24 protein-coding genes and 1 pseudogene (1 of these 25 cut by a window edge) are annotated in these 26,749 nt (G+C 42.1%); 5 read left to right on the forward strand and 20 right to left on the reverse strand.

The genetic code is table 11. The features are described from left to right. Positions 1-151, reverse strand: the beginning of a protein-coding gene (locus ACEN8J_RS17315) for an NUDIX hydrolase (protein WP_029517535.1). 317 nt of this gene lie to the left of the window's left edge; only the first 151 of its 468 coding nucleotides appear in the window; it begins with the start codon at positions 149-151; its stop codon lies beyond the left edge, outside the window. 989 nt (positions 152-1,140) lie between these two features. Between ACEN8J_RS17315 and ACEN8J_RS17320 the strand changes: the two genes are divergently transcribed. After that, positions 1,141-2,457, forward strand: a complete 1,317-nt coding sequence (locus ACEN8J_RS17320; protein ID WP_449292536.1) for an erythromycin esterase family protein — start codon at positions 1,141-1,143, stop codon at positions 2,455-2,457. Positions 2,458-2,899: 442 nt separating this feature from the next. Here ACEN8J_RS17320 and ACEN8J_RS17325 read toward each other — a convergent pair whose 3' ends face one another. The 17 genes and pseudogenes from ACEN8J_RS17325 to ACEN8J_RS17405 all read right to left on the reverse strand — a co-directional run bounded on the left by ACEN8J_RS17325 (position 2,900) and on the right by ACEN8J_RS17405 (position 20,494). Beyond that, positions 2,900-3,652, reverse strand: coding sequence for an alpha/beta fold hydrolase (locus ACEN8J_RS17325; RefSeq protein WP_449292537.1), 753 nt, complete (start codon positions 3,650-3,652; stop codon positions 2,900-2,902). A 176-nt stretch (positions 3,653-3,828) separates the two neighbouring features. Next, positions 3,829-4,098 (reverse strand): annotated as a pseudogene (locus ACEN8J_RS17330) (SUMF1/EgtB/PvdO family nonheme iron enzyme); the annotation flags it as partial. 288 nt (positions 4,099-4,386) lie between these two features. Then, positions 4,387-5,025: an endo-1,4-beta-xylanase XynA gene (locus ACEN8J_RS17335; protein ID WP_025720875.1), complete on the reverse strand. Its 639-nt coding sequence runs from the start codon at positions 5,023-5,025 to the stop codon at positions 4,387-4,389. 1,041 nt (positions 5,026-6,066) lie between these two features. Next, a complete protein-coding gene (locus ACEN8J_RS17340; protein WP_495593781.1) occupies positions 6,067-6,912 on the reverse strand; it encodes a hypothetical protein in 846 nt (281 codons plus the stop codon). A gap of 1 nt (position 6,913) precedes the next feature. After that, positions 6,914-7,927, reverse strand: a complete 1,014-nt coding sequence (locus ACEN8J_RS17345; protein ID WP_029517539.1) for a peptidase U32 family protein — start codon at positions 7,925-7,927, stop codon at positions 6,914-6,916. Positions 7,928-7,931: 4 nt separating this feature from the next. Further along, positions 7,932-8,756, reverse strand: coding sequence for a hypothetical protein (locus tag ACEN8J_RS17350; RefSeq protein ID WP_029517540.1), 825 nt, complete (start codon positions 8,754-8,756; stop codon positions 7,932-7,934). 3 nt (positions 8,757-8,759) lie between these two features. Further along, positions 8,760-9,995, reverse strand: a complete 1,236-nt coding sequence (locus tag ACEN8J_RS17355; RefSeq protein ID WP_495593782.1) for an MFS transporter — start codon at positions 9,993-9,995, stop codon at positions 8,760-8,762. Beyond that, complete coding sequence (locus ACEN8J_RS17360) at positions 9,996-11,234, reverse strand: ATP-grasp domain-containing protein (protein ID WP_495593783.1); 1,239 nt, start codon at positions 11,232-11,234, stop codon at positions 9,996-9,998. 16 nt (positions 11,235-11,250) lie between these two features. Beyond that, positions 11,251-12,909, reverse strand: a complete 1,659-nt coding sequence (locus ACEN8J_RS17365; RefSeq protein ID WP_029517543.1) for a B12-binding domain-containing radical SAM protein — start codon at positions 12,907-12,909, stop codon at positions 11,251-11,253. Beyond that, positions 12,890-14,170 (reverse strand): ATP-grasp domain-containing protein, encoded by a 1,281-nt coding sequence (locus ACEN8J_RS17370; RefSeq protein WP_340931449.1) that lies wholly within the window; start codon positions 14,168-14,170, stop codon positions 12,890-12,892. Before ACEN8J_RS17370 ends, ACEN8J_RS17365 begins: the two co-directional genes overlap by 20 nt. Positions 14,171-14,183: 13 nt before the next feature. Then, positions 14,184-15,551 (reverse strand): glutamate-cysteine ligase family protein, encoded by a 1,368-nt coding sequence (locus ACEN8J_RS17375; RefSeq protein ID WP_069012388.1) that lies wholly within the window; start codon positions 15,549-15,551, stop codon positions 14,184-14,186. 21 nt (positions 15,552-15,572) lie between these two features. Next, on the reverse strand, positions 15,573-16,298 hold the full coding sequence (locus ACEN8J_RS17380) for a class I SAM-dependent methyltransferase (RefSeq protein WP_029517546.1): 726 nt from the start codon (positions 16,296-16,298) through the stop codon (positions 15,573-15,575). Positions 16,299-16,301: 3 nt separating this feature from the next. After that, positions 16,302-16,736: a pyridoxamine 5'-phosphate oxidase family protein gene (locus ACEN8J_RS17385; RefSeq protein ID WP_029517547.1), complete on the reverse strand. Its 435-nt coding sequence runs from the start codon at positions 16,734-16,736 to the stop codon at positions 16,302-16,304. A 22-nt stretch (positions 16,737-16,758) separates the two neighbouring features. Next, complete coding sequence (locus tag ACEN8J_RS17390; protein ID WP_029517548.1) at positions 16,759-17,973, reverse strand: radical SAM protein; 1,215 nt, start codon at positions 17,971-17,973, stop codon at positions 16,759-16,761. 285 nt (positions 17,974-18,258) lie between these two features. Next, positions 18,259-19,011 carry an amino acid ABC transporter ATP-binding protein gene (locus ACEN8J_RS17395; RefSeq protein WP_025683111.1) on the reverse strand — a complete coding sequence of 251 codons (753 nt, stop codon included), beginning with the start codon at positions 19,009-19,011 and terminating at the stop codon, positions 18,259-18,261. A gap of 15 nt (positions 19,012-19,026) precedes the next feature. Continuing rightward, the gene (locus ACEN8J_RS17400) at positions 19,027-19,686 is read right to left on the reverse strand and encodes an amino acid ABC transporter permease (protein ID WP_023987212.1); all 660 of its coding nucleotides are present in this window, start codon (positions 19,684-19,686) and stop codon (positions 19,027-19,029) included. 40 nt (positions 19,687-19,726) lie between these two features. Beyond that, positions 19,727-20,494, reverse strand: coding sequence for an amino acid ABC transporter substrate-binding protein (locus tag ACEN8J_RS17405; RefSeq protein ID WP_483594563.1), 768 nt, complete (start codon positions 20,492-20,494; stop codon positions 19,727-19,729). Between the two features lie 318 nt (positions 20,495-20,812). Here ACEN8J_RS17405 and ACEN8J_RS17410 point away from each other — a divergent pair, with 318 nt between their 5' ends. The 4 genes from ACEN8J_RS17410 to ACEN8J_RS17425 all read left to right on the forward strand — a co-directional run bounded on the left by ACEN8J_RS17410 (position 20,813) and on the right by ACEN8J_RS17425 (position 24,911). Continuing rightward, positions 20,813-21,739 (forward strand): ABC transporter permease, encoded by a 927-nt coding sequence (locus tag ACEN8J_RS17410; protein ID WP_029517552.1) that lies wholly within the window; start codon positions 20,813-20,815, stop codon positions 21,737-21,739. A gap of 1 nt (position 21,740) precedes the next feature. Beyond that, entirely contained in the window at positions 21,741-22,691 is a 951-nt protein-coding gene (locus ACEN8J_RS17415; RefSeq protein ID WP_029517553.1) for an ABC transporter permease, read from the forward strand. Positions 22,692-22,887: 196 nt separating this feature from the next. After that, positions 22,888-24,531 (forward strand): peptide ABC transporter substrate-binding protein, encoded by a 1,644-nt coding sequence (locus ACEN8J_RS17420; protein ID WP_340954419.1) that lies wholly within the window; start codon positions 22,888-22,890, stop codon positions 24,529-24,531. Next, on the forward strand, positions 24,531-24,911 hold the full coding sequence (locus ACEN8J_RS17425) for a DUF3899 domain-containing protein (protein ID WP_495593784.1): 381 nt from the start codon (positions 24,531-24,533) through the stop codon (positions 24,909-24,911). The genes ACEN8J_RS17420 and ACEN8J_RS17425 overlap by 1 nt, the downstream gene beginning before the upstream one ends. Positions 24,912-25,214: 303 nt before the next feature. On the opposite strand, the gene ACEN8J_RS17430 is transcribed toward ACEN8J_RS17425, so the two are convergent. After that, a complete protein-coding gene (locus ACEN8J_RS17430) occupies positions 25,215-25,892 on the reverse strand; it encodes a vWA domain-containing protein (RefSeq protein ID WP_495593785.1) in 678 nt (225 codons plus the stop codon). A gap of 52 nt (positions 25,893-25,944) precedes the next feature. Then, complete coding sequence (locus ACEN8J_RS17435; protein WP_029517557.1) at positions 25,945-26,490, reverse strand: hypothetical protein; 546 nt, start codon at positions 26,488-26,490, stop codon at positions 25,945-25,947. Positions 26,491-26,749: the final 259 nt, after the last annotated feature.

A 26,749-nucleotide genomic window follows, 5' to 3' on the forward strand; every position in this document is an offset into this window, starting at 1 on the left:
TTGCCTCAAGAATATCTTCACCATATTCGATTCTCCCTGACGGGAAGTTCCATGTATTCTTAACAGATGCTTTGTTTTCTCTGATCATAAGCAGCTTATCTTCATGTAGTATCGAGACACTCACAACCAACACAATCCCGTTTTGCGTCACGCTAAAAACCCTACACAGTTAGAAAATTAACACCACTATCATTAGAACATATTTTCCATTTGTTGTAAATGACTAAAACAGCGCTCGTTAAACTAAACTACCCGTTAGCTTAATGAGCCATCAGTAAGTCTGATACTTTATTTTCAAATATTTTTCCGTTCTCTACCGTCTGTAAAGGTATACCTTTAAAAACATCTTCTAGTGGATCAAACCGCCAGGAGTGTCCACAAGGCGCGAACGCTATCCTGTCTGAGGTGCGGTTCATGACATCGTTCCTAAAAGTATACTTTATAGGAACGATAATGAAGTATAAATTTTCACATTATTTGGGTATCGCCAGCAAAATGCGGATTTACAACGTTAAGGAGCCTTATATTAAATTTCGTGAATCCGCCTCTAATAATGGATACTAACCCACATCATTTAAGGCAGATTTATTGAACTAATATATCTAGTAACGTTTTAGTGCGCATTTTAAAATTATTTAAAGCATTCGAATAAAGGGTTATCCATAGCTTTTTCATCAACCAAACGCTGAATCAATTGGATGTTCGTACATACTCAAAAGGCCTTTTCGCTCTTAAATAATTATTCTAAGGTATCTGCTCCATCATAAACACTTTTTCGTAATACATCCGCGTTGACGACCCGATTGTGTTAGTAAGCCAATAAACCATGATATGTAATGAGTTCATCTTCGCTAAATCTTTGACGGAGGTCACCTCCACAATCACTCCAAGCTGAGTTTTCCAATTGATCCGGCCAGCGGTCTTCTCTTTAAATCAGCAAGGACTTCATCTACTATGTGAATATGAAAACGTTCAGCGGACATTATATTTCTCCTCCTTTTTTGTGTACATCTTAATCAATTCAAATTTTGCCCCCACCAGACTTACCCTGGCTTATCACTAAGGGAGGCCTGTTTTGGGTTAATGAATGGACAATTCGGAAATAATCCACTCATACCGTCTAAAGGAGGGAACAAATTCATGAATTCTAATGATAATCTATCAGAGCAGAACGCATATCTAAAAGAGCTGAATGCCTTATTTATCCCATTGGACGGAATGGAGAATCTGGACAGCATGGTTAAGGCCATCGGAGATGCAGATATTGTGCTGCTTGGCGAGGCGAGCCATGGGACGTCTGATTTTTACCAAGTTCGGGCCGAACTTTCGAAGAAGCTAATTACAAGCAAGGGATTTAACATTATCGGCGTGGAAGGAGACTGGCCCTCTGCTTATCGGTTAAACCGGTATGTTAAAGGGATGGAGGGGTCCGATTCTTCGGCAGCCGATGCACTGGGTGATTTTACCCGCTGGCCGACCTGGATGTGGGCGAATACGGATATTCGTGATTTCGCGGAGTGGCTGAAGGAGTACAATGAGATGAATCAAGGGGGCGGAAGTGATTGTCCCAAGGTTGGATTTTATGGCATCGATATGTACTCGTTATGGGAATCGATGGAGGCAATCATCGCTTATTTGGAGGAGACCAAGTCTCCCCACCTGGAACAGGCCCGCAGGACATATGCTTGTTTTGATCCATATAGCAGGGACCATCAAAATTATGGCATTGCGGCAGGATTGCTCTCGGAGAGCTGTGAGAAAGAAGTGGTTGAGCTACTAAAGCAGATTCAGAGCAGGCGCATGGCGTATCCGGGAAGTGAGGAAGAACTGAATGCGGAGGTGAACATGCTCGTCACTTCCAGTTCGGAGGCCTATTATCGTACGATGGTCCGGGGCGGTCCGCAGTCCTGGAATATACGGGACAGACATATGGTTGAATCGCTGAAGCGAATCATGTCCTATTACGGCGCCTCGGCAAAAGCCATTGTCTGGGAGCATAATACGCATATCGGTGATGCGCGGGCAACGGATATGATGGCTGACGGCATGGTCAATGTGGGTCAGCTACTGCGGGAAGATCCGGAACATCGTGTGTTTGCCGTTGGCTTCGGAACCTATCAGGGCGAGGTACTGGCGGGAAGAGCTTGGGGAGCTCCGGTTGAGAAAATGACCGTGCCGCCCGGACAGCTAGGAAGCTGGGAGTATTGCATGCACCGGGCGGGAGACGGCCGGAATGGCATGGTAATGCTCTCCGATGCATCTTCCATACTGCATACGGTCATTGGCCACCGAGCCATCGGTGTGGTATATGAGCCTGCTCATGAAAGATTCGGCAATTACGTGCCTTCCAGCATGGCGGATCGTTATGATGCGTTTGTTCATCTCGACCGGACCACCGCCCTTCAGCCACTGCCTATCCTTCAACCGGTTGCAACGGATGCTTTATTTTCAGAATAACAGCTCGTAAGAATCGTCTGTGGAATGCAGGGTAGCTGGTATAGTTTACCGTCAGGGCTCCGGATTATAATTATAAAACTGGCTCCAATATAAAGCAGCGGCAGGGTCGGACTTTGTTTTTATCAGTCTATTGAGCCTGCCGCTGTTTTATTGAGCTAACGTATCCCGTTAGTTCAATAAACACTTTCTGATTTTTGGTGGAAAGCGTTAATCTTCTTTTGATGGGCGGTACGTCAATTCAACTGCTCCGAATGTAAGGTCTTGGTATAGACATGCTTAAGAGACATCGTGTTGACGTTATCTGTAAACAAACGCTTTCCACTCACCCATCGCTTCCAAGCACCAAGATGTTTCTTCCGGGTTGCTCTTTAAGTTTCAAAACTTCTTATCACCCATTATAATAATTGAATCAAGAGATACCCAATCTATTCACGTATGGTTCTCACCTGTGACAAAACTGTCGGATGCTATTAGCTAGTTCCTCCGCATGAGTAAGGACAAGCATATGATCGGCCCCTTTGATTTCGGCAAACCTAATTGCAGGTACACGCTTGAAGTGCTCTGCGATATTGTACATATCCGGCCATTCTATGGTTCCTTGTATAAATAACGTACTCGCTGCAATTTTTTCTAAACGTTCAATCGAAGGTGGCTCTGGCCAAAGGACCTCAAAGCTTCTCCACTCGGTGAATACCCTTGTCATGTAGTGATTATGCATTTCAGTCAAAAAACTCCGATGGGGGCTAGCCATCGTAGCCCGATAGATCGGTGCGGCTAAGGACAACTCTACAAGTTTTGAAATATCGGGAGCGGCCGCATTCACCGATGCCATATAATTGGTAAATTCTTGCGAATATGCAAATCCCGTTAATGAAGGGGCAATCACCACTAGTCGCTCAACCATAGAAGGATATGATAACGCAAAATCAGTCGCGACTTGCCCACCGATGGAATGACCAACAAGTGTGACAAGATCCAGTCCGAGATGTTCGAGAAGTTTGCGCAAATCCTCCACAAGTGAAGTCGGCTCTTGCATAGCAGGCGAGCGGCCGGTTCCTCGACCATCGAAGGTAATGATCTTGAATGATTTTGCCAGTTCAGGCACCATATATCTCCATACCCTTGAGTCAACACCTCCCGAGTGAATCATGACTATAGGGGCTCCATTCCCTTCGATTTCGTAAAAAAGTTCCACCTTGTCACCCTCCCCAATGTGGTAATATTTTCTTGATTACCATTTTAGTCATGACTGAATATACAGTCTATATTAAAAAAGATATCTACTATGAAGTCACTTTGAATAACTGCCCGTCAGCTTAATTAATGCCTCATCATCTTGTGTATAGAGAACGAGAGTTGCTGAACGTCCTACCAACTCACCATTTCTACCGGCAAATTGTCGCCAATGAATACCGAGGGATTACTTCCCATGACTTCAACCCACTCTTTTTGAACTACTTCATATTTGTTGATATAAAAGTTCGATAGGGCCACGCTTTTTCCAGAGTTGTTGTACTTGTTGTTCTGAAAAGTCCCACCTTCCACGAATACAAGGTTATCCCTTTTCTCAGGCTTATCTTGCGAACAAGCGCTGATCACAACCATTGGTGCTATTAAAAGGAAAATTAATAGCTTTCTCATTGATATATCCCCTTTAAGCTGATAGGGAAAATGATAGGCCATGACGGCCCGCAATTCGCCTCCAGCAGCGTCGAAGGCCGTTCGTCTAGCAGGTAACGGCCTGCAACGCATCCGCACTGACGGATAGACTGGAGGAGAACGGCCATCGGCCTGTCTACAATGCTTAGAGATCAGTGTTTCCTCCATGGACCAATTCGTGTAAATCCTATCAGACAGCTTTCGGAACCCGTTTATCCCGTGAGACAGCCCCAACCGCGCCTGTTCGTTGAACAGCTTGCAGTTAAGTGGTTACCACACCGTTACGTTAGAGCTCCCGCTACTCTGATACCCCTCTGTCGCCAACACCTGGTAAGACCAGTTACTTCCCAGATTCATTCCTTTGCTCGCCCATGCTTTCACGTGGTTGCTGAAAGTGATCGTGGAGTTGCCCCCGGTCGGTCTCTTCGACTGTCGAACACTCCAGTACTGAATAAACGTCGTTTTTTGGCCTTCAATGGAAGGTGCGTCGTATCGCATTGTTGTGTAGATGTCATATGTGCCCCCATCACTGGTCACCGTACCTTTATACGTTCCGGTAGGTCGATAAGTCCCCCAGCTATCAACGACGTAATATTCAATGAGTGAGTTTCTCGTCCACCCGTAGAGAGCCAAATATCCATTACCGGACGGCGCCCAGACACCGGCATTGTAGTTAATCGTTCTGTTTGGCGATCCAGTAGTCCAGCCTTTGCCGACAACAAAATTCCCGGTATCCTTCCATGTTACGCTGTAATTACCGCCTGATCCATTTACAGCATTGACCGTCCCGCCGCCATCGGTCCAATTTTGCCAATAGTCTGTCGCTGCACTTGAGGTTGTTGCAAACAACCCAAAACTCATGGAAGCTGCAAGAACTACCGTCATCATTTTCTTACTAAACTTAAACATACTCTACCTCCTAAAATTTTGTGTTTGTCCCATACACTTGCTTGTTGGTTGATTCTCTTTGCAGTATATCACCTATCCGTGCCATATTCCGTATTTTTTTACTTTAACCTCCTTTCTGAGTGAAATTATAGAATAATAGCGTTTGCATATAAACCTAGCAAATTAAAGCTTTAACTCTATTATGTTTAGAATACTTTGAAATTTTAGAACCCGTCGAGGGCAACAATAGATACCGAGTCCCGTAACGTTGAAAGAAGGGCTTGGCTGCTTTTAATTAATTCGAGCAATATGCGAATCCATTTTTTATGTTTTCCTTTTTAGCTATTCACCTAATCAGCAACGATACCAAGTTCTTGTCCCTTTCGGCAATGGAATCAAGTCTTGTACTCCGACACCTTTGTAGTCTTTTGTTGTTGAGGATTTTCCATTGGTTCAAAATCGGGTCAGTCCCATCACCGCGGGAGCTTTATTTCTGGAATTATTCATTTTACCTTTAAAGTTTAGGATTACCTGTCTGAACAAGAATAAATTCAATGCTCACCTTATATGTAGCTTCCACATGTAGTGAACTTTGGCTTGGGTGATGGATTTACGTGAGGATAAAGACTTAGCAAAACAGAATTTATAGAGAGGCATGATGAACATGGTTTTGGAGGATATGCATTATAGGAAATGGCGTCCCAGTGAACGAATAAAGTCAACCGACCCTGAGTCTCAAAAAGTGAATTAAAAATTTAGTGATCTTATGGAGATGCTAAAAAAATAAACTACCAGCAGTCGATTTTGAACAAATTGAAGTCATGCTTGATTTACTAAGCGAATCAACTTCCCTACACTCGGCAGCAGCGTTCAACCACGGCTATCGAACGGGGCATTAACGATGATTGAAGTGTTTAGCGGGAACACGAGTTTATACCAAAACGAGTGTGAAGGAACCAGTAATAGATAGGAAGATTTAACGAATGAGTTCAGAAAAGAGCAGCGAGGTTAGACCACCTGCTCTTTCAAAATAAAAGCGGGCAAACCACTCCGATCTAGTATTTATAGTACCTGAGTTATAATTCGTGAATACTCCGCTAAATTGACGGGAAGCTTGGCATTTTCGTAATAAAGAGAGTTTCCTTTTAATATAATATCTTTTTTCATCACATCATTATAGAGGACTGTTTGACAAGTCTTGCAGCTCTTATTGCATAATGATGACGTTTTCCACTCAGACATAGATGACTTGCTATACAGGATGCTGGAAAAACATCTTCGGGCAGTTGTAATGTGTACGTAAGGGTATACTAATTCCCTGCTAAAAGGGAGCACATCAGTATCAGTATCAGCATCATCAATATCATTATTATTTACCAGATCATGATTGTCTTTGATATCCAGCTTATTACCTTGTATTCTATTATCATATTGAATAGCAGAAATTTTATATTTACGCATGAACCTAATATTGGGGACAAACCCTCCCGCAGTATTCTGTAAGGCACTTTTCGAATCATCATCAAGCTTGGGAAAATAGTTTGCAATAGAAGGACTTTTTTTAGCTTTATTCAGTAGTCTACCTAAAATAAGTTTAAAGCGGCCGGGATAATGATTTTCAATAAAATACAACATTCCGAAATCATTAACCACCAACTCATCAAAAATAGATGCTTCACTTACTTCCTTTAAGATGTTCACAATCGTGTTCATACTTTCATCCGTCATATAAGGAGTAATCAAGGTTAGCTTCATGTCGTGCTGCTCACAAAAGCTGATAACTGATTTTAGCTCCCTTACTGTTAAGAAAGTACGCGGGCAAAACTCCTGTCCATAATACAGACGCTGATACTGGTTCTCCACATTCGTTAATTTACGCAGGTCGTCAACCATCATCGCTTTTTCCATATTATACACTCCCCTGAACATTATGAATGCCATTTACATGGTCCAGAATTTCCGGGTAGTAGCAATGTGTAATCAATTGATCGTTTTTCCAGCTATTCTGACATATTTGCGAAGAAATCATGTGATGGTACTCTTCGAAGTTTGCCACCTCGCCGCATAAATCTATCGCTGATTTTATCATCCTGATATCACTTAAAACCTGACTTCTGTCTGAAGCTCTCCCGACCAATTTCAAGCTATCAACCGATAATTGGTTCAGATAATATAAGCTGCAAACACCACAGTCACCCTTATTGTCTAAAATCCAGTTTAGCTTTTTCTCCAGCAGTGGTACATCATACGGTATGGGCGTAATACTCTCAATAACCTGATATCTCAAAACACATGGAGGATTAAAAATGACCCCATCATTGTTATTCATAAATCGAGTCCCATGCACAAAATTACAAAAGCCATCTATATAAGTACAGCCTTCATTTTTGATAAAAACCTCAAACTCTGTATTTGGTGAGCTTTCAATTATGATTTTCATTTCTGCCATGGACAAGGAACGGGGCAAAATAAGCCGATCCGCATGAAATTCTTTGGTGTACATTTCTGCTGTGTAACAGTTAAAAATCGTGCCGCCTGTACTGATATGCACATCCACATTCGTTTTCTTATCCGCAAAATAACCGGCCAAGCCCAAATCAGCAAAAATAATAGCATCCACTTCACAACGAACAGCTTGCTCCAAATAGTAATCCAGGATACCAAGCTGCTGGTTGTTATAGCAGTGTTCGTTCATCGTAAAAAATACCTGGCACCCATGAGCATGCGCTATATTCACGACCTCCGCAAGTTCAGCAAAACTGGAAAAGTTCGCATCAGGCCAAGGTCTGCGATTCAAGGCAACGATATAGTTATACCGATCCAACCATTGTTCATCAATGACGCCACAATAAAATTCTTCGGCTCCGGCCTGAATAAAAGGCACTAAATCATCAATGGTCACTAATCCTGTACAAATTCGCATATGTCTACTCCTTTACCAGAATTCCAGCCGATTTTTCAGCCAGATGATGACTAATGATCGCTTTCAACAAAACAATTGTAAACTCCCGAAACAGGACACATGCATTGCTCTGAAGCTGATTAATCAATAAATTGCAACGTCCTCCGCACATATATCTTGAAAAACAACTTTTACAAGGTGCCAAATCGTCCACAGAATCGATACATCCTATCTCGTCGCTTGATTTCTCCAAGCCCGCCTTAGCATATCTATTGCAGCGAAAAAGCGCTCCATCACCATTTACTTGAAAAGAATGTACCCCAGCTTCGCAGGGAAACAATTGGGTTTGATTCGAGTCCAACATACTCAGCATTTTTGCAATATACTCATACTCATTTAATTCACCATAAGAAGGATGGGTATGACGCAAGTTTTTAATGTGGTTTTCTCCCTCTTGCAATTCCTCCTCCGAATACAAGGGACTACAGCCCCTGTGCCATTTTTGTAGAAAAAAATCCAGGTAAGCTGTTGGGCTACTAGGTCTGTAGTCTGCAACGAATTCAGGACGTTCCAGCGGTCCTTCAATTACACTGAAATCAGTCAGATGTAACCTGCGCGCAAGCTGGGCAATTTCGGCCTGAGCCTTGTCCGTGTTTTCCAGTTGATAAACACGCTCTATTTTCACAAAATTAGAAAGGTCATTTGCTCTTTTATGATGTTTAAATTCCGAGCTATAACTGTAATCCGTGACTTCTGAGTAGGGGTTCTCCCTATGAAAATGACCATTTTCGATATCATAGCTAAAAACAGCTTTTGGGGAAACGCGAATTAAGATGACCTCGGTATTCATCCACTACATCTCCTTCGAATCCATCATTAAAGTGCTTTTGGAGGGTACCTCTGTGTTGTTGTAGCTTCTACGGAAAATGAAGACATACAAGCAAAATAAAAGGCTAAACAAGGAATAGATAATCAGGAGTACAGCAATACTGTAGCTTTCAATAAGATGCCCACTGATGATAAGCATCATAGATAGGAGAAGATTATGTACACTGTACACAGTAGATACGGTTGTCGCCCTGCTAGTTTCGCTCGTGATGCTGGTATCAATGTGACTTTGTATTTTTGGAATAATGATCCCCCAGTTAAACCGAAACAAACAAATCAATACGATCCCAAGCCAAATGGACTTGGTTAACGCCATCCCTAAAAAAACAACAGCAAGGATCAAAGGATTAAGTATATATATATACTTCCCTTTGATTAAATGTGATAACTGAGCAGAGATGAGTGGAATAATGCCGAAAAGAGCATAAATAACTCCAAAAAAAGTCGGTGAAATTTTTAAATGCTGTAGATAGGGTTGATATTGAAAGAATACTGAGGTTAGAATGATAGCTGTGAATATATAGTAAATAGAAAATAATAGTAGTTGCCTGTTGACTCTGATTTCCTGAAAGGATTCCTTCATTATTTGTAGAGGACGAACTCGTTGAAACGCTTTTTTACCTGTTTTGTCTTCATAAACTCTCTCCTCATGAACCAGACACACAAAAAACACCGCTAAAAAATTAGAGAATGCCGAAATGTAAAAAGTAACCGAATAGCTATATTGAATAACTACTGAGCTTAGAAGAGCAGCAGCAATCGTAGACAAAATACTTGCTGAAAAAATTTTTCCGTAGCTACGGTTCAAGACATCAAGCTTGTCATGCTTTTCATGAAGCTTATAAATCAAGCCTTGTTCCGAACCTGATATGAAGGATGAGCCCAATGCAAAAATGATATGAGCTATAATAAGTAGCATATAAGTTTGTAATGATCCCATAAGAAAGATACCAATACATTGAAAAACCGCTCCGATAAGGATAGCCTTTTTCTTCCCAATCAGGTCTCCGATCATTCCCGTGGGTATGTCAAATAGTATGGATGCCGTATAGTAACTGGCCATTACAATCCCAATTTGGGTATAGTTAAGCTTAATCATATTACTAAAATAGAAAACCAAAATGGAATTATATACATAGAATGTGTTCAGAAACCTCAATAAACCAAATAATCTGACCTGACTTTCAAACTTTTTAACCACCTACGCTTCCCCTTCCTCATCAAACAGGCTTACTTCCATTTCAAGTTCCCATAAATGCTCAATCTCATTACGAATAAGCTCATTTTCCTCAAAAGAATCAACTGACCAAGTCACAACTCCAGCCACATCACCGGAACTGCCGCTAAAAGACAAGCAGTCACCCACTTGTGGTAAAATATCAGCCCGCTTCACACCTTGTATCTGAAGAAAGTCAGAGCTTGGGGTGACGTGTTTAACCCTTCCTTTCTTCTTATAGAGCAGCAGATACCCGCCATTCGTCTGTGGATAATATTGATTGAAAAGCGGCTGTTCGCCGACAAAAGCGCGAGCCCCCTCCAGTAGCGGGTTTACTCCACATGTATCCTCTATACCAAAAATAATTCCTCCGCCTGCAATTCGTGCCGCTGTTTCGCAAAATAAGATCTCCTGCTGCTTAGTGACTAATAGTTCAGTATGAGCTACTCCACTTGTGATCGGCATTGCACTCAATACTTTGTTATTTGCCGCGATAAGCTGTTGGACCAAGGGCATCTCATGGTCAGGGTAAAAATACCCGCACAGTGGCTTCCCCTCCCTGCATTCCAAAGTGCTATGCGTATAGCAGGCAACTGAAGTGAATGCAACTTGGTTATTATATACAATGCTATCCATATGGAACATTTTTCCATCAATATATTGTTCAATCTCAAATTTTCCGGCATGGTCGTTAAGCAATTGTTCATATTCGTGGATGTTATCCAAATGAACCCGAAACGTATGAAGGGACCCCGCTCCGTCAATTGGTTTAATAATGGCCTCGGGAGCATGTTTAGATAAAAAGTCGATTGCATCAGCAAAGTGGTGAACGGTTCGATATTCAGGAATAAGAATAACTTTCTCTTGAGCAAGATGATTTTTCATTTTTACCTTATCTCTAAAAAAATCACCATCTCTCCCGATGACTCCACACGTAAGACCCAATCGCTCTCTAAGCAAAGCGGTAAACTGCACCAAATCCTCACTCTCGGAAAAAATACCGTTCACGGGCTTTTCATCATGCAGTGTTAGTATAAACTCAACAACTTGAGGTGATGTTAAATCTTCGACACACAAGAAATGGTGATAATGATCACTACAACGCTCAATCAAACGTTGATTATTAGTAATCAACGTTTTTTCATACCTTAAAGAGCTCAAGCCTTCATTCACAATACGAGAAAAGTTTTCGAATTTCGCGAAAATTACATAATGTTTATCCATCCCTAATCCTTTCGTTTTATTGATAGAGAGACCTGGCATTTACAAGATTCATACAAAAAGAAAGTCCCCATTTTTTCAAATATAAAAGCAAATGTTCTTCTGACAGAAAAAAAGCATAAGTTTGTTTAATTTCCTGTTCAAACTCAGCAGCCTGTATATCTGCTTGCACCTGTGTCATCCCACTTTCCCTGCTAAACTCACTATAAAATCGTAAATGCTGGCGATTGTTAAAAGGTATTTTTTGAATGGAATACATAGCAGGATCGGCAGCAATAGGAGAATTTTCAAATAGAATAAAACGGTTATATCGGATATCTATACAATAGGGAAACAGTTCCCGTAGCCGTGCTTGATTAGCAAGAGCTTCTTCACTGGTTTCACCTGGAAACCCGATCATCGCTGTTAATTTCACCGCAATCCCAGCCTCATAGCAACTCTTAATCAGCACAGGCGCATATTCAAGATCTATTCCTTTGTTCATCAGTCTGGATACCCTTGTTTCAAAGGTCTCTACTCCAAAAGAGATCATGATGCATCCTGCACGGTTTAACAGTTCAAACAATCGGGAATTAAAACCCTTTTCCAGTCTGGCACGACAGGCCCAGGATAATATAAGCTTCCTTTCTACAATTTGAGTTGCTATTTTCTCTAAATCTGTGGGTGAAATACAGCAGTCTCTGAATCGTAATACCGAAAATGTCTGTTGTTTTGAAAAATTCTCCATTAATTGCAGGATACTCTCAATACTCTCTTTCTGATAAGTACCATGCTCTTTAATAGAGCAATAAGTACATCCCTTCCAGTAACAACTTACAGACGCAGCTACATTTAAAACCTCTTCCGGCATTAGAGCACTTGCAGGAAGAGAAGATAAAACGGGTAATGTTATTTTATTGGTGTAATAGTGTTTATTAGTTTCTTCAATATAAGGTTGAAGTTCTTTTTGAGTAAGTAACCAAGATAGTTCTTCCAACTTAGATGAATCCTCAACAGCTCTAACCAGTTCGCTCAATCGATAATGCTCATTTCCCAAGCCAAACGAATCCACATGAGAAAACAACAAATGATACTCCTTATCTGGAAGATTTCGCACTAATATTTTTGTATTAATCTGATCCTCCAGATTGCCGAACAGATGAATGTGTAGATTAGAGTTATATTCTTTTAACAATGAAGTCAACGAAAATAAGGGAATAACCTGATCTGGATGAAAAATTGAAATAGCAACCACCTTGACGCCTTCAGGGACAAGATCCGGTAAAATTTCTTTGAAAAAATCAAAATATGGATTGTGTTCCTTCTGTTCGGCAATCCTTAGTACCTCATCAATATTACGTAGATCCACTCCCGGATCATATAAATTCCATCGCAGCACCGCGGGTGAAATCTGTTCACTAATACGATCATAAATCTCAGCGATTTTTTGGCAGGTTTCTTCTAAATGTTCAAAATTATAAAACAGTTCAGTGTCCGTAAGATGAGTGATGATGTCCGAACGTCCCCGAAAAAAGTAATGAAATGATTCCAAATTTAAATCACGGATTTTGGTACCCACTCCTTGGTGATGTAATAAAGCAGCCGCAGCCGTAATATCGGGTGGCACAGACTGGTAGTACCATAAGGGTGGATTAATCAGCAAAATTTCGAATTGATTTTCATCCTTTTTGCTTTTCATAAGTAGTCTCTCTTTCCATCACAAATTGGATCGTATCTTCAACTTGGTGGCTCACTTTCTCTAATTCATCATAAGTATCAGCTTTAAGAACAAAAAAACCATATCTGTCCATACTGCTAGTCATCTCATCCGGTACTGTATCTCCCTCCTTCTTTTCTATAACAATCTCTATGACACCCGGCAAACGTCTGGCTTCTTCCACCCCTGATATTTGTTTGATTTTTCCACTCTTTTGATGGAAATAACGGATTCTTGAAATATCGTTTCGGGTTTCATGCAGGTACTCATCCGGTCTTTCTCCCAAAGCGCACAAAATCGAAGCCTTATGCAGATTTACTCCGTAACTCAAGCTATACAAATCAGTTATACGGTCCCCTGCAAGACGAGTAGAATATTCGATAATATAAATATGTCCCCCGGACAGCACAAATTCCAAATGACAGGGTCCTTCTGTAATTCCAAGCTCAGCCATAAGATTTATGAAGCTGTTTAATAATTGAGTGTATTTTGAAGATTCCATAGATGCTGGAAGGGTATGCTGTAGCTCAACAAAATAAGGAAGGGGAGTTTTCATTTTTTCAGTAATATGGGCAAATTTACAAGCACCTTTAAACATAAAAGCCTCGAAGCTATATTCCTGGCCTCTGATATATTCTTCTACTAGAAATGAAAGATTCGATGGATAACCGAAGTTATCCTCATTCTGAATAATCTTTTCGGCCTGCCTAATTAATTGTTCAGATGTTTGCACACATTTGACTAACATACTACTTGTCATATCAACGGGTTTAACAATAGCGGGGAATTGGATCTGGTCCAACTGCTCCTTTAGTTCGGATACGCTGTGATACAAATGGTAATCTGGATTGGATACATACTGAGAACCTTTTAGCCCGTTTCTCATACACTCTTTGCTGCGGGCATTATGGGCTACATCTGGGCGAATGGAATTCCAGCCAAACTTTTGGGAGATAATCGCGGCGACCGGTACTGCATAGTCGTGACCAGGTACAATACCCGAGTTGCGGGATATATCCGGATGCTGACTGAAAAAATACTCCATTTTCAAGTAAGTAGACTCGGCATCTGTAATGTCACTGATGATTTCAAAATGTACCAGATGCGCCTTCTCCACCTTGGGGCCGCCTTCTCTTCGAATGACAATTACAATCAACTCAAGTTCAGCGGCAAATTCAATATATTTTTCTCCAAAAAAACAAGGCTCCAGTAAAAATATAGCCCTTGAACTATTAGCAGACATACCAAAGTCCTCCTTACGATCCCTCATTGACAGGAATACAATTTTGCGACACTATTCGCTTTATTTCTTGCGTTCCAAGAAGTGTATTTTTCGAGTTCCCCCTGATATTGTTTATTAGTGATAAGGCTGGAGGGCCTACTCTAAGTCGCTTGCTTAGTACCTCCTCCACAAGTGTTGCAGTTGAAGAAGATTTTCTTTTCCAATAATCACAAATACGCTCGCCAGCTCTATTTATTAATTCCGTGGCCGCATACTCAGTGATTCTTTTACCGTCGGATGTAAAATAGTAAAGCTCACAGTCAATTCCGTAGCATGAAGCCCTCCTGAAGTTTTCCTTCACAAAAGTAACGGGAAGAAGTCTTTCTCCGCCTTTGCTTAAGCTTAAATCCAAAAGCGCATAGACTCCGAGATGCAGTGCAATATCTTCCCGAAGTGTTGGCTGGATCGGTATAAATCGCGTTTCAAGCAAGCATGCTGTGGGCTTACCGCTGCCACCTACCAGTTTTAATCTCGCAATTTTCCAATTCATTTTTTGATTGAGGCTAAATGCATACCGTGGATCGGATTTCATATGTTTTTGTTGATACAAAGTAGCCCAATAATTATGGAAATTCGCATAATATTGATGAGGAAATGAAACGCGAGTAGACAGAGCTGCCAAAAATTCAGAATAGGTCCGCAAATCATAACCAATCTCCCAAATCAGGTTACGAGTTTCGAGCAATCCGGTTAATCGCCTGTCCAAAATCGGAGAATTGGCCCCAATGGCAATAAAGAGAGGTGAGATCTCAATCGTCTTGTTCAAAAGATCAATAGCAGCCTGATTATAGTTAACCTGTACATTCATTTGTGTCGACTGACACCCGCTAATTAGCTCATGAACACGACTTGATAGATCAACTTCTCCCAAATGAAGCTCAAGGTGATGTTTTCTTGAACTTTTAAACTGGTCGAGTATCATTTGATAATTTTCCCGGTCATCTGTAATTTCCAAGTCAGTAAATGAACCAGGATAGGTACCAAGACGCGCCAGTCTATTATTTTGGGCATGTGCTATGGCTGCCGCCTCTTGCTCCATTTCCTGCATTTCATTTATAAGATTTTCAAGTCCCTCTGCAAGTGTGAAAGGACGGGATACCAATTCAATTTGGCTGGCACCTATTTCCCGTTTTATAAATGTTGCATTTTCAATTACACGATTCCGGACCTTTTCATCTACCAAATTAAACTCAAAATCAAAAAGAAGGTATTCGGTTTCAAAACCCATAATTCCGGATAAATTATTTTTAGTAACCAAAATATTTTTTTCAAGCTGTCTAAGTTGTCGTAAAAAAGCCCTGTTCATTAACGCCGTTGGATTCAATGAAACGGTTTTGGACATACCCTTATTCTCCCATTTGCTCTATTGATTGAGTTGCAATAGGTAATAGTAAGAATCGTTTCCCCGTTTAAGTTTCTGTTGTTTAACTTGCACTATTTTTAGTCCAGCAGCCTTTGCCATCTCCTCTATTTCATGTTTCAATAACATCCGACATCGACAGGTACAACGGCTGGTTTCATTTTCATTTTTATAAACTGTGAAATACATCATTAAGATCTGATTAAAAACATCGATTTTGACTTCTCCATATACTTCAAATGCTTCCCCGTCGATAGTCAGTGATTTAATCACTTTAGGTGCCCCGCCATATTCCATGATTTGATGTTCCGTCACTGGCGTAACATTAACCATTCCAACCCCTTCGGCTGATAAACTTGAAGCAATTACTCTAAAAATATCAAATTGGTTTTTATACGCAGGGAACATTTGGATAGAATTATCCCCAATGTGTACGATGTCAAATTTTTGAGGGCAAGACCAATCATTTAAGTCAGAGCATACCGTATTAATCATATTTCCATGATCGTTATGCTTGTTGAGCAACAATTGCAACGATTCCGGCGAACGATCAACTACAGTTACAGATTCAATAGACTTGTTTATAAAACCAAATAAGTGTTCACCACTCCCTGAAGCCAGGTCCAAAACCCTTGCATGTATCTTCTCAGGCCAGACATCACCAATAAACTTTTGCATTTCAATCGTATCCGGACCTAGAAAATCAAAAATCAGTTCGTCTGTCTCCATGAGTCACATGCCTATCCGGTCCGTCTGCTTCCAATCTACAGGAGAGTATTGATGATCTTCCTCGCCCATAAATCTTACTGCATGGGGTGTGACTTGAAACAATACAAACTGATTTCTTTTCTCATTGCTAAAGGTTTCTTTTATCATAGGGTTGTTTTCCAAAAATAGATCTTCTTCCTTCTTTTCACTCACCCGTTTGGCCTTACCTGCCATTCTGAGCTGAGCCCCGTCTCCAAAATAAGTAAGCTCCACATTCTCACACGTCCGGATTTGTTCAACCTTATCTGTATTGCTGAAGGTAGAGAAATATATATATCCGTTGTGAACAGTCCCCGCATCTACAGGTCTTACATGAGGTTGATTATTGAATGAATCATACGTTGCCAGATAGGCAATAGAAACGTTTTTAATCCATTTTGAATATTCTTCTTGATTCATTGTATTCACCTTCACTTTACTCTTAGTTTTTAATTTCATCCGGGGCAGTCATGAGCTTGTATCCCCAGCCATCCCTTATATAATGCATTAGTACAATCGCGCGATTTAGACTTTCTGGTTTTAATATGTAAGCCGAGTCTTGTTGTTCCACCAGATTTTCTTGAATTAAAACGGACAAAAGAATATTAACATCTTTCTCCATTTCCATTACTTTTTCAAAATTAACTCCTAGATACTGCTCTAACGTTCGTTCCTCGATTTTTCCATAGGCATTCAAATGCCCCCATACAATCGTAAACGCATAATTATCGACTGTAATTTCTTCTTCGACTGAATGTGGAAGTTCTATATAATTTTTAATATAAGGAGGTGTGAAGCGTACACGATTATTATCCCAATATCCCGCAGATCCGGGTCCAAAAGCCAACACCGGCTCTGTTTCACTTATAGCATCTTTTTCATAAGGAAATATATAATCTGGTAAAGAAAAAACAGTATTATCTACTCTTATATATCCGTTTTGTTGTAAAAATCCGCACACTTCTTCATAAACTGAGATTTTATCGGACAATGCTAAAATATGTTTTCCTCTTTTCTCGCATCGCTCGACAAATTCCTTTCCCCCTGGATAAGAGGAGTAGAAAAGACTAACCGAAATATGTTCCGGTCGTATATTCACTGTATCCCTTATGCTTTCCATGACCGTGCTCTGCGTCTGCCCCGGGATTCCGATTAGCAGATCAATATTTAACATGTCGTAATCAATTTCTCGGATCAGGCTTGCAGCCTTTATAATTTTTTCTCGTGAATAGGGCCGTCCCAGCAATTTGAGCTCTTCATTATTAAAAGACTGGGCACCGATACTTACACGATTAAATCCTTTTCTCCTGAAAATAGACAAGGTTTCTTTGGATGCGGTATCTGGGGAAACTTCATACGCCATAAATTTCATGTGGGTAAATTGTTCTGGGGTAATCCTATTTCGAATGGAATTTATAATAGTGTCTAGCTGACTTTCATTTAGGAGGGATGGGGTTCCTCCACCAAAAACTATCGAGGTGATTGCTGATTTTGGAAATTCAGTGCATTCAATGTCCACTTTCAAGGCTTTAACATACTCATCCATTACATCGAGGTTAATCATCTCCTCTTCCGAAAATTTGGCTGTAAAGTAGCAGTATGGACAGCGCTTCTTGCAAAACGGAATGTGACAATAAATGTGAAAACGATCAATCATTCAAATCCCAACCTTCCACTTTTAAATTGTGGAGCTAGTAACAGAATTTGTTTAAATCGTGGTAGCATGTTTTACATGTTAAACCCCATTTCTTACACAATCATATGAAATAGATCACATTTACTGGAATAAGAACCATTTCAAAAAAAAAAAAAAGCATTCTTCGTTCGCTTAAAAGAGCTCAAATAGCCTGCTTCAGCTTACATCAGAATACTTCTTTAAAGTCGCTTTTGGGAGATATAAAACACATATACACAAGTATGCAAAGATGATATGCATCTTGGGCTAAGCTTCCACCCGATTCAAAAACACCTTCGTCCGCTCCAACTGCGGATTGCCGAATATCTGCTCTGGTGTACCGGATTCCGCAATTTCTCCATTATCCATAAAAATGACACGATCTGCCACATCTCTCGCAAAGTTCATCTCGTGGGTCACAATGACCATCGTCATATGTTCCTCAGCCAGCTTTTTGATAACTCGCAGCACCTCACCCGTCAGCTCGGGATCAAGGGCCGAGGTCGGCTCGTCAAACAGTAAAATATCAGGGTTCATCATCATTGCCCGGGCAATCGCCACACGCTGCTTCTGTCCCCCCGACAGTCGGGATGGATACGCATCTGCTTTATCTGCCAATCCGACTTTAGCCAGCAACTCAGCACTTTGGCGACGTAGCTCAGCCTTGCTCACCTTCTTCACCAGCTTCGGAGCCAGTTCCAGATTATCCTGCACCGTCAAGTGAGGGAACAGATTAAAATGCTGGAACACCATGCCCATCCCGGTGGTAATGCCCTTAATGTCACCTGCCGGAGCGTACTGACCGTTCTCCACCAGTGCTTTGTCATGAATGCGGATCGTCCCGCCCGTCACATCTTCCAGATGTACCAAACTACGGAGCATGGTACTTTTCCCTGAACCTGAAGGGCCGATGACAGCTACAACCTCGCCCGCTTTAACGTTAAAGCTCACTCTTTTCAGAACGTCGAGCTTGCCGAACGATTTTTTCAAATCGGTTACTTCTATTGCGTTAGTATTCATATCTCGACATTCCTTTTACTCGAATTTAAAACGTTTTTCCAGCGCCCTGAAGAATAGCGTCAGCACCAAAGCTAACAACAAATAAATAACCGCCGCTACAACATAAGGTACAATCGAGAAATCACGGTTTACAGCCGTATTGGCAAAATGCAGCAGTTCCGGTACCGCTACTGCATACAGTAGTGCCGTATCTTTTACCAGTGTTGTCGCCTCATTGGTTACCGCAGGCAAAGCAATCCGTACCATTTGCGGCACAATGACTCTAATCAGCGTCTGCGACTTGCTCAAGCCCAGCACTTGCGAAGCCTCGTATTGTCCTTTATCAATCGACAACATCCCGCCTCTGAAAATTTCTGCGAAATAAGCCGCATAATTCAGTACAAATGCCAGTACCGCAGCCGTTGTCCGGTCCAATACCAAATACTCCCCAATGACAGGCAACATCGGCAGACCAAAACAAAAGAACAATAATTGCAGCAAAAGCGGCGTGCCGCGTATAACATAAATGTACGTGTGCATCAGCCAAGCGATTGGCTTAATCCGGCTTTTGGCCAGCAACGTAACGATAAACCCCAATGGAATAGACAAGATGAGCGTGATGAAAAATAAAATAACCGTCATCTGTGCCCCTTCAAGCATAGGCTTCATAATTCGTAAAATATATTCCATACTCATGACCTTCGACTCCTAAACCCTTAGTTCAATACACTACTTTTTAATTTAATACTTTATCTTCACCAAACCACTTTTTCGAAATTTCAGCAGCTTTTCCGTTCTTATGCAGCTCATCCAAAGCGGATTGCAGTTGCGTCAACAGCTCTTCATTTCCTTTTTTCACACCGATGCCGTATTCTTCAGGGGCCAGTGATTCATCAAGCAGCTTATATGCCCCTTGTTCCTTCGACATATAATACTTGGCAACCACTTCATCAATGACAACCGCATCCAGACGACCGGTTTTCAAGTCCGTTAAAGCGAGAACATTATCCGGGAACTCGGAAACCTGCTTCAATTTGCTTTTGATCGGATTTGCATCCAATGCATCGGCTGCTGAAGACAGCGTCTGGAGTCCGACCGTTTTGCCCGCCAGATCAGCGAGCTTGGAAAGACTGGAATTAGCCGGAATGACAATCACCTGACTGTTCTTCAGATATGGCTTCGTGAACAGCACCTTTTCCTTACGCTCATCCGTAATGGTGTATCCATTCCAAATGAGATCAATACGTCCGCTGTTCAGCTCGGATTCTTTGGCAGACCAGTCAATCGGCTGAAATTCCACCTGTTTACCCATTTGTTCCCCGGCTGCTTTTGCATAATCAATATCAAAGCCGGTCAGCTCGTTATTTTCATCTCTAAAGCCCATCGGGGCGAATTTATCATCAATTCCAATAATCAATTTACTGTCATCCTTACCACCGGAGCATCCGGCCAACACGATCATCATCAATCCAATTAACATCGTAAACATGGCTGCTTTTCTCATCTTATTCCCCTCCAACAATGGTGACCCCCGTATCCAAAAACAGGTGGCAAACGCTTTAGTTCGTTAACACGTTATCAGAGTATCATCATAACATACCGCAGGATACTCGTCGAGAGGAATGAGCGGAATCTTAGCCTTATATAAATGGAAAACCTGTGACAAAAATTTGACCTGTGTTCTATAATGTAAAACCTTACCTTGACATGTCACCTAAACCGTCTTATTATTTCCTAGTATTCTTATATACTTTTACTTATATTAAATTTTTAGCAGCAATAGTATGTAAATCAGCTTGATAGACAGGAGAAATTAAGCCCCATGTACATTTTAAAGCGTCTTTTTACGATGTTCATTACACTGTGGATTATCGTCACTTTAACGTTTATCATCATGCACATCATTCCGGGTGACCCATTCTCGAACGATTCCAAAACCATTCCGGAAGCGGTATTGCAAAACATGCGTGCCAGGTACAATCTGGACAAGCCGCTCGCTGTGCAGTATGTGCTGTATCTCAAAAATCTGCTAGTGCTGGATATGGGCCCGTCTATTCAATCGAAAACGACGGACGTCAATATGCTCATCGCCCGAGGTTTTCCACCTTCTGCATTGCTCGGTATTCAATCCATCGTGGTCGCGATTATTGCCGGAATTTCGCTTGGAACACTGGCTGCTCTACACCATAATCGACCACTGGATTATATCTCGATGTTTATCGCCATTGTTGGTATTTCCGTACCCAGCTTCATATTGGCACCGTTGCTAATCAAGTATGTTGCCGTTCAATGGCACCTTCTTCCGGTCGCCTCATGGGGAACCTGGCAGCATACGGTGCTCCCATCGCTGGCTCTCGCTGTTTCACCTCTTGCCGTTATCGCCCGCTTTATGCGGACGAGTATGCTGGAAGTCATGCATGAGGAGTACATACGCACTGCCAAAGCGAAAGGGTTGTCTTCTTGGGCAGTAGTTCTGCGTCACGGATTACGCAACGCGTTGGTTCCGGTGCTTTCTTTTATCGGACCGCTATTCGCTTCCGTCATTACAGGTACCTTTGTCGTTGAAAAAATATTCGCCATTCCCGGCATCGGTAAATACTTCGTAGATAGTATCTTTAACCGGGATTATCCAGTGATTATGGGGACGACCATTTTCTACAGTTCCATTCTAGTCGTTACTTTATTTTTAATTGATATTTCCTATCGCCTTGTCGATCCACGAATCAAATTAGTCAGTAAAGGAGATTAACATGAAAGCAGCACCTACTGTCGAAAAGGACAGTCTGTTCAGTCTTGTAGACCGCAGCCAGATCCCCACCGCCACGTTGACCAGACCCAAAGAATCACTCTGGCGGGATCGGCTACGCAGACTTTTCAACAACAAGCTTGCTCTTTTGGGGCTTTCCCTACTAATCATGATTATTGTGCTGGCGATTGTTGGACCTTCCATGGTTTCTTATGCACCGAGTGATCAATCTCTTTTGAAGACGAATCTCTCTCCTTCCAAAGAGCATTGGTTTGGCACGGATGATCTGGGGAGGGACGTATGGGCACGGACATGGGCCGGGGCTAGAATTTCACTCATGATCGGCTTTGCCGCTGCCGCCATTGATTTGGTACTTGGCATTCTCGTCGGCTGTGTTGCTGGCTATTGTGCTGGGCAGGGTAAAACGGGCGACCGGATCGACAGCATTCTCATGCGTATTATTGAAATTTTGTATAGTATTCCTTATCTGCTAGTCATCATTCTGCTGCTCGTCATTATGAAGCCCGGTCTGCTCACGATGATTATTGCATTATCTATTACTGGCTGGGTCGGTATGGCACGTGTAGTACGTGGGCAAATCTTACAGCTGAAGCAGCAGGAATATGTGTTGGCAGCCCGTAGCTTGGGGACATCTCATTCGCGTATTATCTTCAGACATTTGCTACCAAACGCAGCGGCAATCATTATCGTGAATTTAACGTTCACTATTCCGTCGGCTATTTTTGCCGAATCGTTCCTGAGCTTTCTCGGTTTGGGGATTCAGTCTCCTTCGGCCAGCTGGGGGACGATGGCTAACGATTCACTTGGCGTTATTTTAAGCGGTCAATGGTGGCGCCTATTTTTCCCCGGGCTGATGATATCGCTCACCATGCTAGCGTTCAATACGCTTGGAGATGGGCTTCAGGATGCACTTGACCCGCGTTCACAACATTAACAACAGAGAGATCCCAATTGGACAAGGAGGGGTGTCACCATGATCCGCAGCTTCTCGCCTAACCGCAGGAAGAACGGCAGTTCCTTTATCGAAGTGCGCACACGCGGCATACCTGCAGGAAAGGAAGATGAGTAACTCCCGGTAAGGTGTACCTTATTTTTGGCATAACTAATTACAGTAATGGAGGAAAACCACAATGAAAAAAATGCATTGGATGACGATCATCTTACTTTTGGCCGTAACGGCTTTGGCAGGATGCTCTGGTAATACGGACAAAACAGCAAGCAACGACCCGTCCGCTGCTCCTCAAGCAGATGTCCCGCAAGAAATTACTGCCAATCTGGCAGGTGGAGAACCTTATACGCTAGACCCTGCTTTCGCATCAGATACAACGTCCTATTTTGTAATTGATAACTTGTATGAAGGGCTGTATACATACGATAAGGCTGGTAAAATCGTAGAAGGTGCTGCCAGCAAAGTAGACGTATCTCCTGACGGCAAAACCTACACTTTTACTATCCGTGACGGTGCAAAATGGTCGAATGGTGACCCACTGACAGCTAAGGATTTTGAATACTCCTGGAAACGGGTACTAAATCCAAAAACAGCTGCCTACGATCCTTCTGCCCTCTACTACATCAAAGGTGCCGAAGCGTACAACACAGGCAAAGGTAAAATTGAAAACGTGGGTGTTACAGCCAAAGATGATAAAACTCTTGTTGTTGAGCTGAAATCACCGCTAAGCTTCTTCCCCACGATCGCCGTGGGTCATGCTTATCTGCCAGTAAACCAATCGGTTGTTGAGAAAAATGACAAATGGGCAGCAGAAGCAGGCACAATTGTCGGCAACGGTGCGTATGTAGCCAAGGAATGGAAACATAACGAACAAATTACGCTGACGAAAAACGATCAATTCTGGAACAAAGATGCCATTACGATGGCAACGATTAATTTTAAAATGGTGCAAGACTCCACAACGTATTATCAAATGTACAAAACGGGCGATCTGGATCTGATTTTGAGCCTTCCCGTGGATACACTGGATCAGGAAAAGAGCAACAAGGAATTCCTGTCGCATCCGTCTTTTAGTGTGTACACCTATTCTTTTAACGTAAAACAAAAGCCGTTTGACAATAAAAAAATCAGACAGGCCATTGCCTACGCGATTAACCGCGAAGCACTGGCTACCAGCGTAACCAAAGGTGGCGAAACTCCGGCTTACGGTTATGTTCCATACGGAACAACAACGCCATCCGGCAAGGACTTCCGTGATGAAGCACCGAAAAAATACTATGAGTTTGACGCTGCAAAAGCGAAACAATTGCTGGCCGAAGGTCTGAAAGAAGAAGGTTTGACCAAGCTGCCACCAGTCACCTTCAAATACAACACTTCGGACAAGCATAAAAAAGTAGCTGAAGCGATTCAGGAAATGCTGAAAACAAACCTGGGTGTTGAAGTGACGCTGGAGAATCAGGAATGGAAAACGTACATTGATACCTTTAAACAGAAGAACTTCCAGATCGCCCGTATGGGCTGGGAAGGAAACTTCCTGGATCCGCTCGGCGTATTGGGGCATTATACTTCCAAAAACTCGAACAACTTTACCAACTGGAGCAACCCGGAGTATGACAAACTGATTGAATCCTCAACCTTTGAGCTTGATCCGGCAAAACGCTTTGAACAGCTCCATCAGGCAGAAGACGTATTGATGGAAGATCTGCCGATTATTCCGATCCAGTTCTCTGCGGACACTGCATTAATCAGCCCTAAGATTCAAGGTATCGTATTTGATGCTCGTTCGAACCCAGACCTGCGCTTTGCGAAACGGGTCGAAAAATAATGATTTTACGTTTTGGGATCATCGCCCTGATTGTCAGTACCTTAGGGTTTCTGTACGCCACCCCCCATCTCTTGAATGGTCGTGAACACATGGCTACTGCAAATCTGTTATTCCTGTTGGGGTTGCTGGGCTTGGTGATCGGTGCAATCTTCCACGTTCTGCAAAGCGGTTTTCTAACCCTCTTCCTGCGGGGATTTGCCGACATCGGACAGTTATTCATTCGTCAATCCAAGGCATTACGAGAGGAAAATGAGCGTTTGCGTTCCGATGAATCTTTGTCAGCCTGGAAAACATCCATGTTCCACCACCTCAAGGTATATACTTCGGGGTGCGGAGCAGGGCTTATCCTTTGCTCGATGATATTAATGGGGATGAGTTAGGTTAAAACGATTAGAAGCCTTTGGTCGGTTGGTGGGCGCTGCGCGTGCAGATTGTTCTTCCGATCGCTGTTATCCCCGGATTTCTATTGAATAGAACCTGTAAGGGTAAAATCCGGGGATAAAGGCGAACGCTTCGCTTCTTCAGAACAATTCTGCCCGCTCCGCTGGCAACCGCCGTAGAGCTTCTATACGTTTTAGAGGTGTGTAAAGAAAGAGAGAGTTTCGCATTGCTAGCGGAACTCTCTCTTTTTGTATTTTTTATATGAAGCTTTGTAGGATCGCATATTACAACACTTAGTATCCTTAATAAATATGCTTTTCTTTCGCTTCTTGCAACCATGACGGGAACTCGTTAAGCAATAGTTCGTACAATTCATTATCTTCCATAGATTCGATATCTTGTATTTGAAAAAAATTAGCGTTATCTACCACACGGCCTTGTATGTTGTCGAGCTTCTTTAATACACCAAAATCGGACTCACCCACACCTATAAATTGCCAGAAAATCGGCTCTCCTGACGAATCAATGACCGCGTTGTCGATGTTGTCTCCTTTTCCACGCTTCACACCGCCATCATTAATAAAAATAACAAAGGCCGGATCAGAAGAGAGTTCTTCCTTGGTGTATTTGGCGATGACATCGCGCATCACAGGCGGCTCATCATTACGACCGAACTTGGGCAAATAATCATTGGACAGAATATGTCTTTCAACATAGTTGTCAACATCATTTTCGGTAACGGAAGGCAACCGTGAAAAACGGTGATCATACACCCATACGTCCAGTACACCATCATCATCCAAAGCACTCGCTACTGCAACAATTCGTTCCAACACCTTTTGAACGGTACCATTTTTGTACAAACTTCTCATAGATCCTGAAATATCGAGCACCAATCCAACTCTCGCAGTCACATTCGTTAGATTCTTTTTAGTCAGTACCAGTTGCGCATTCTTTTTAAGTAAAGAAATACTGCTCATGTTCCCCACGCTCCTCTATGATGTTTGCGTTTGTACGTCTAGTACGTCTACTCTACCATCTGCGTCGTTCGTCGCCTCTCAGGGGAAAGTCGCTTAATTCTCCGAGTTGGTCATGTGCAGCCTTATAGATTCGAAGAATAGCTTGTACCTTGTTAAAATCATTGTCTTCGGGGCCGAATCCTTCCATATACATTTTTTGAATGATGTTTTGGAAAAAGTCCATACGTTCGCGGACGGAATCCTGCTCGATTTGCAGTACCTCTTCAAAGCTGTGTGTCTCGGCAAAATCAGACAGTTCATCAAATTCCTGTTCCTGATATCGATCTCCCCGAGTTTCGGGATTGAGATCAATAGAGGTACGCAGGGTTGATAATAAAATATTTTCGCGTGCCAGCATGACATGAAAATCTTTGTTCTTAAACAGATCCGTAACGATCAGACGGCACATTTCCTTGTTCTGCAGTAGAATCCCGTCAAAAGGATGCAGCGTCCACACACCGTAGTTAAAAAATAAATTAAAATTGAAGCTGCTGCTTCCATACTGATATACAATGTTAATTTTCGATTCGTCGATGATTTCAAATGAAAATTCCAGCATGCATTCTCCTTTTGGATTCCAATATTTAACTCTATCCTATCAGAAAATGCATGATTTTCAATAAAAAATTTTATTTCACAGAATCATTTAACTCCACAATTGAATCTGCTTTTTCGCTACTGGCAGCCACAAGTAAATAGACAATGACACAGCCCAAAATAAAAGACATCATACGCTCGCTCTCTCCTTTTGTCATTCGCTTTTTAAGAGTTTATGCACGAGAATGCTATGTATGTTCATCATGTCCTTTATTAGCTGC

This window comes from Paenibacillus sp. Paensp38, assembly GCF_059491915.1.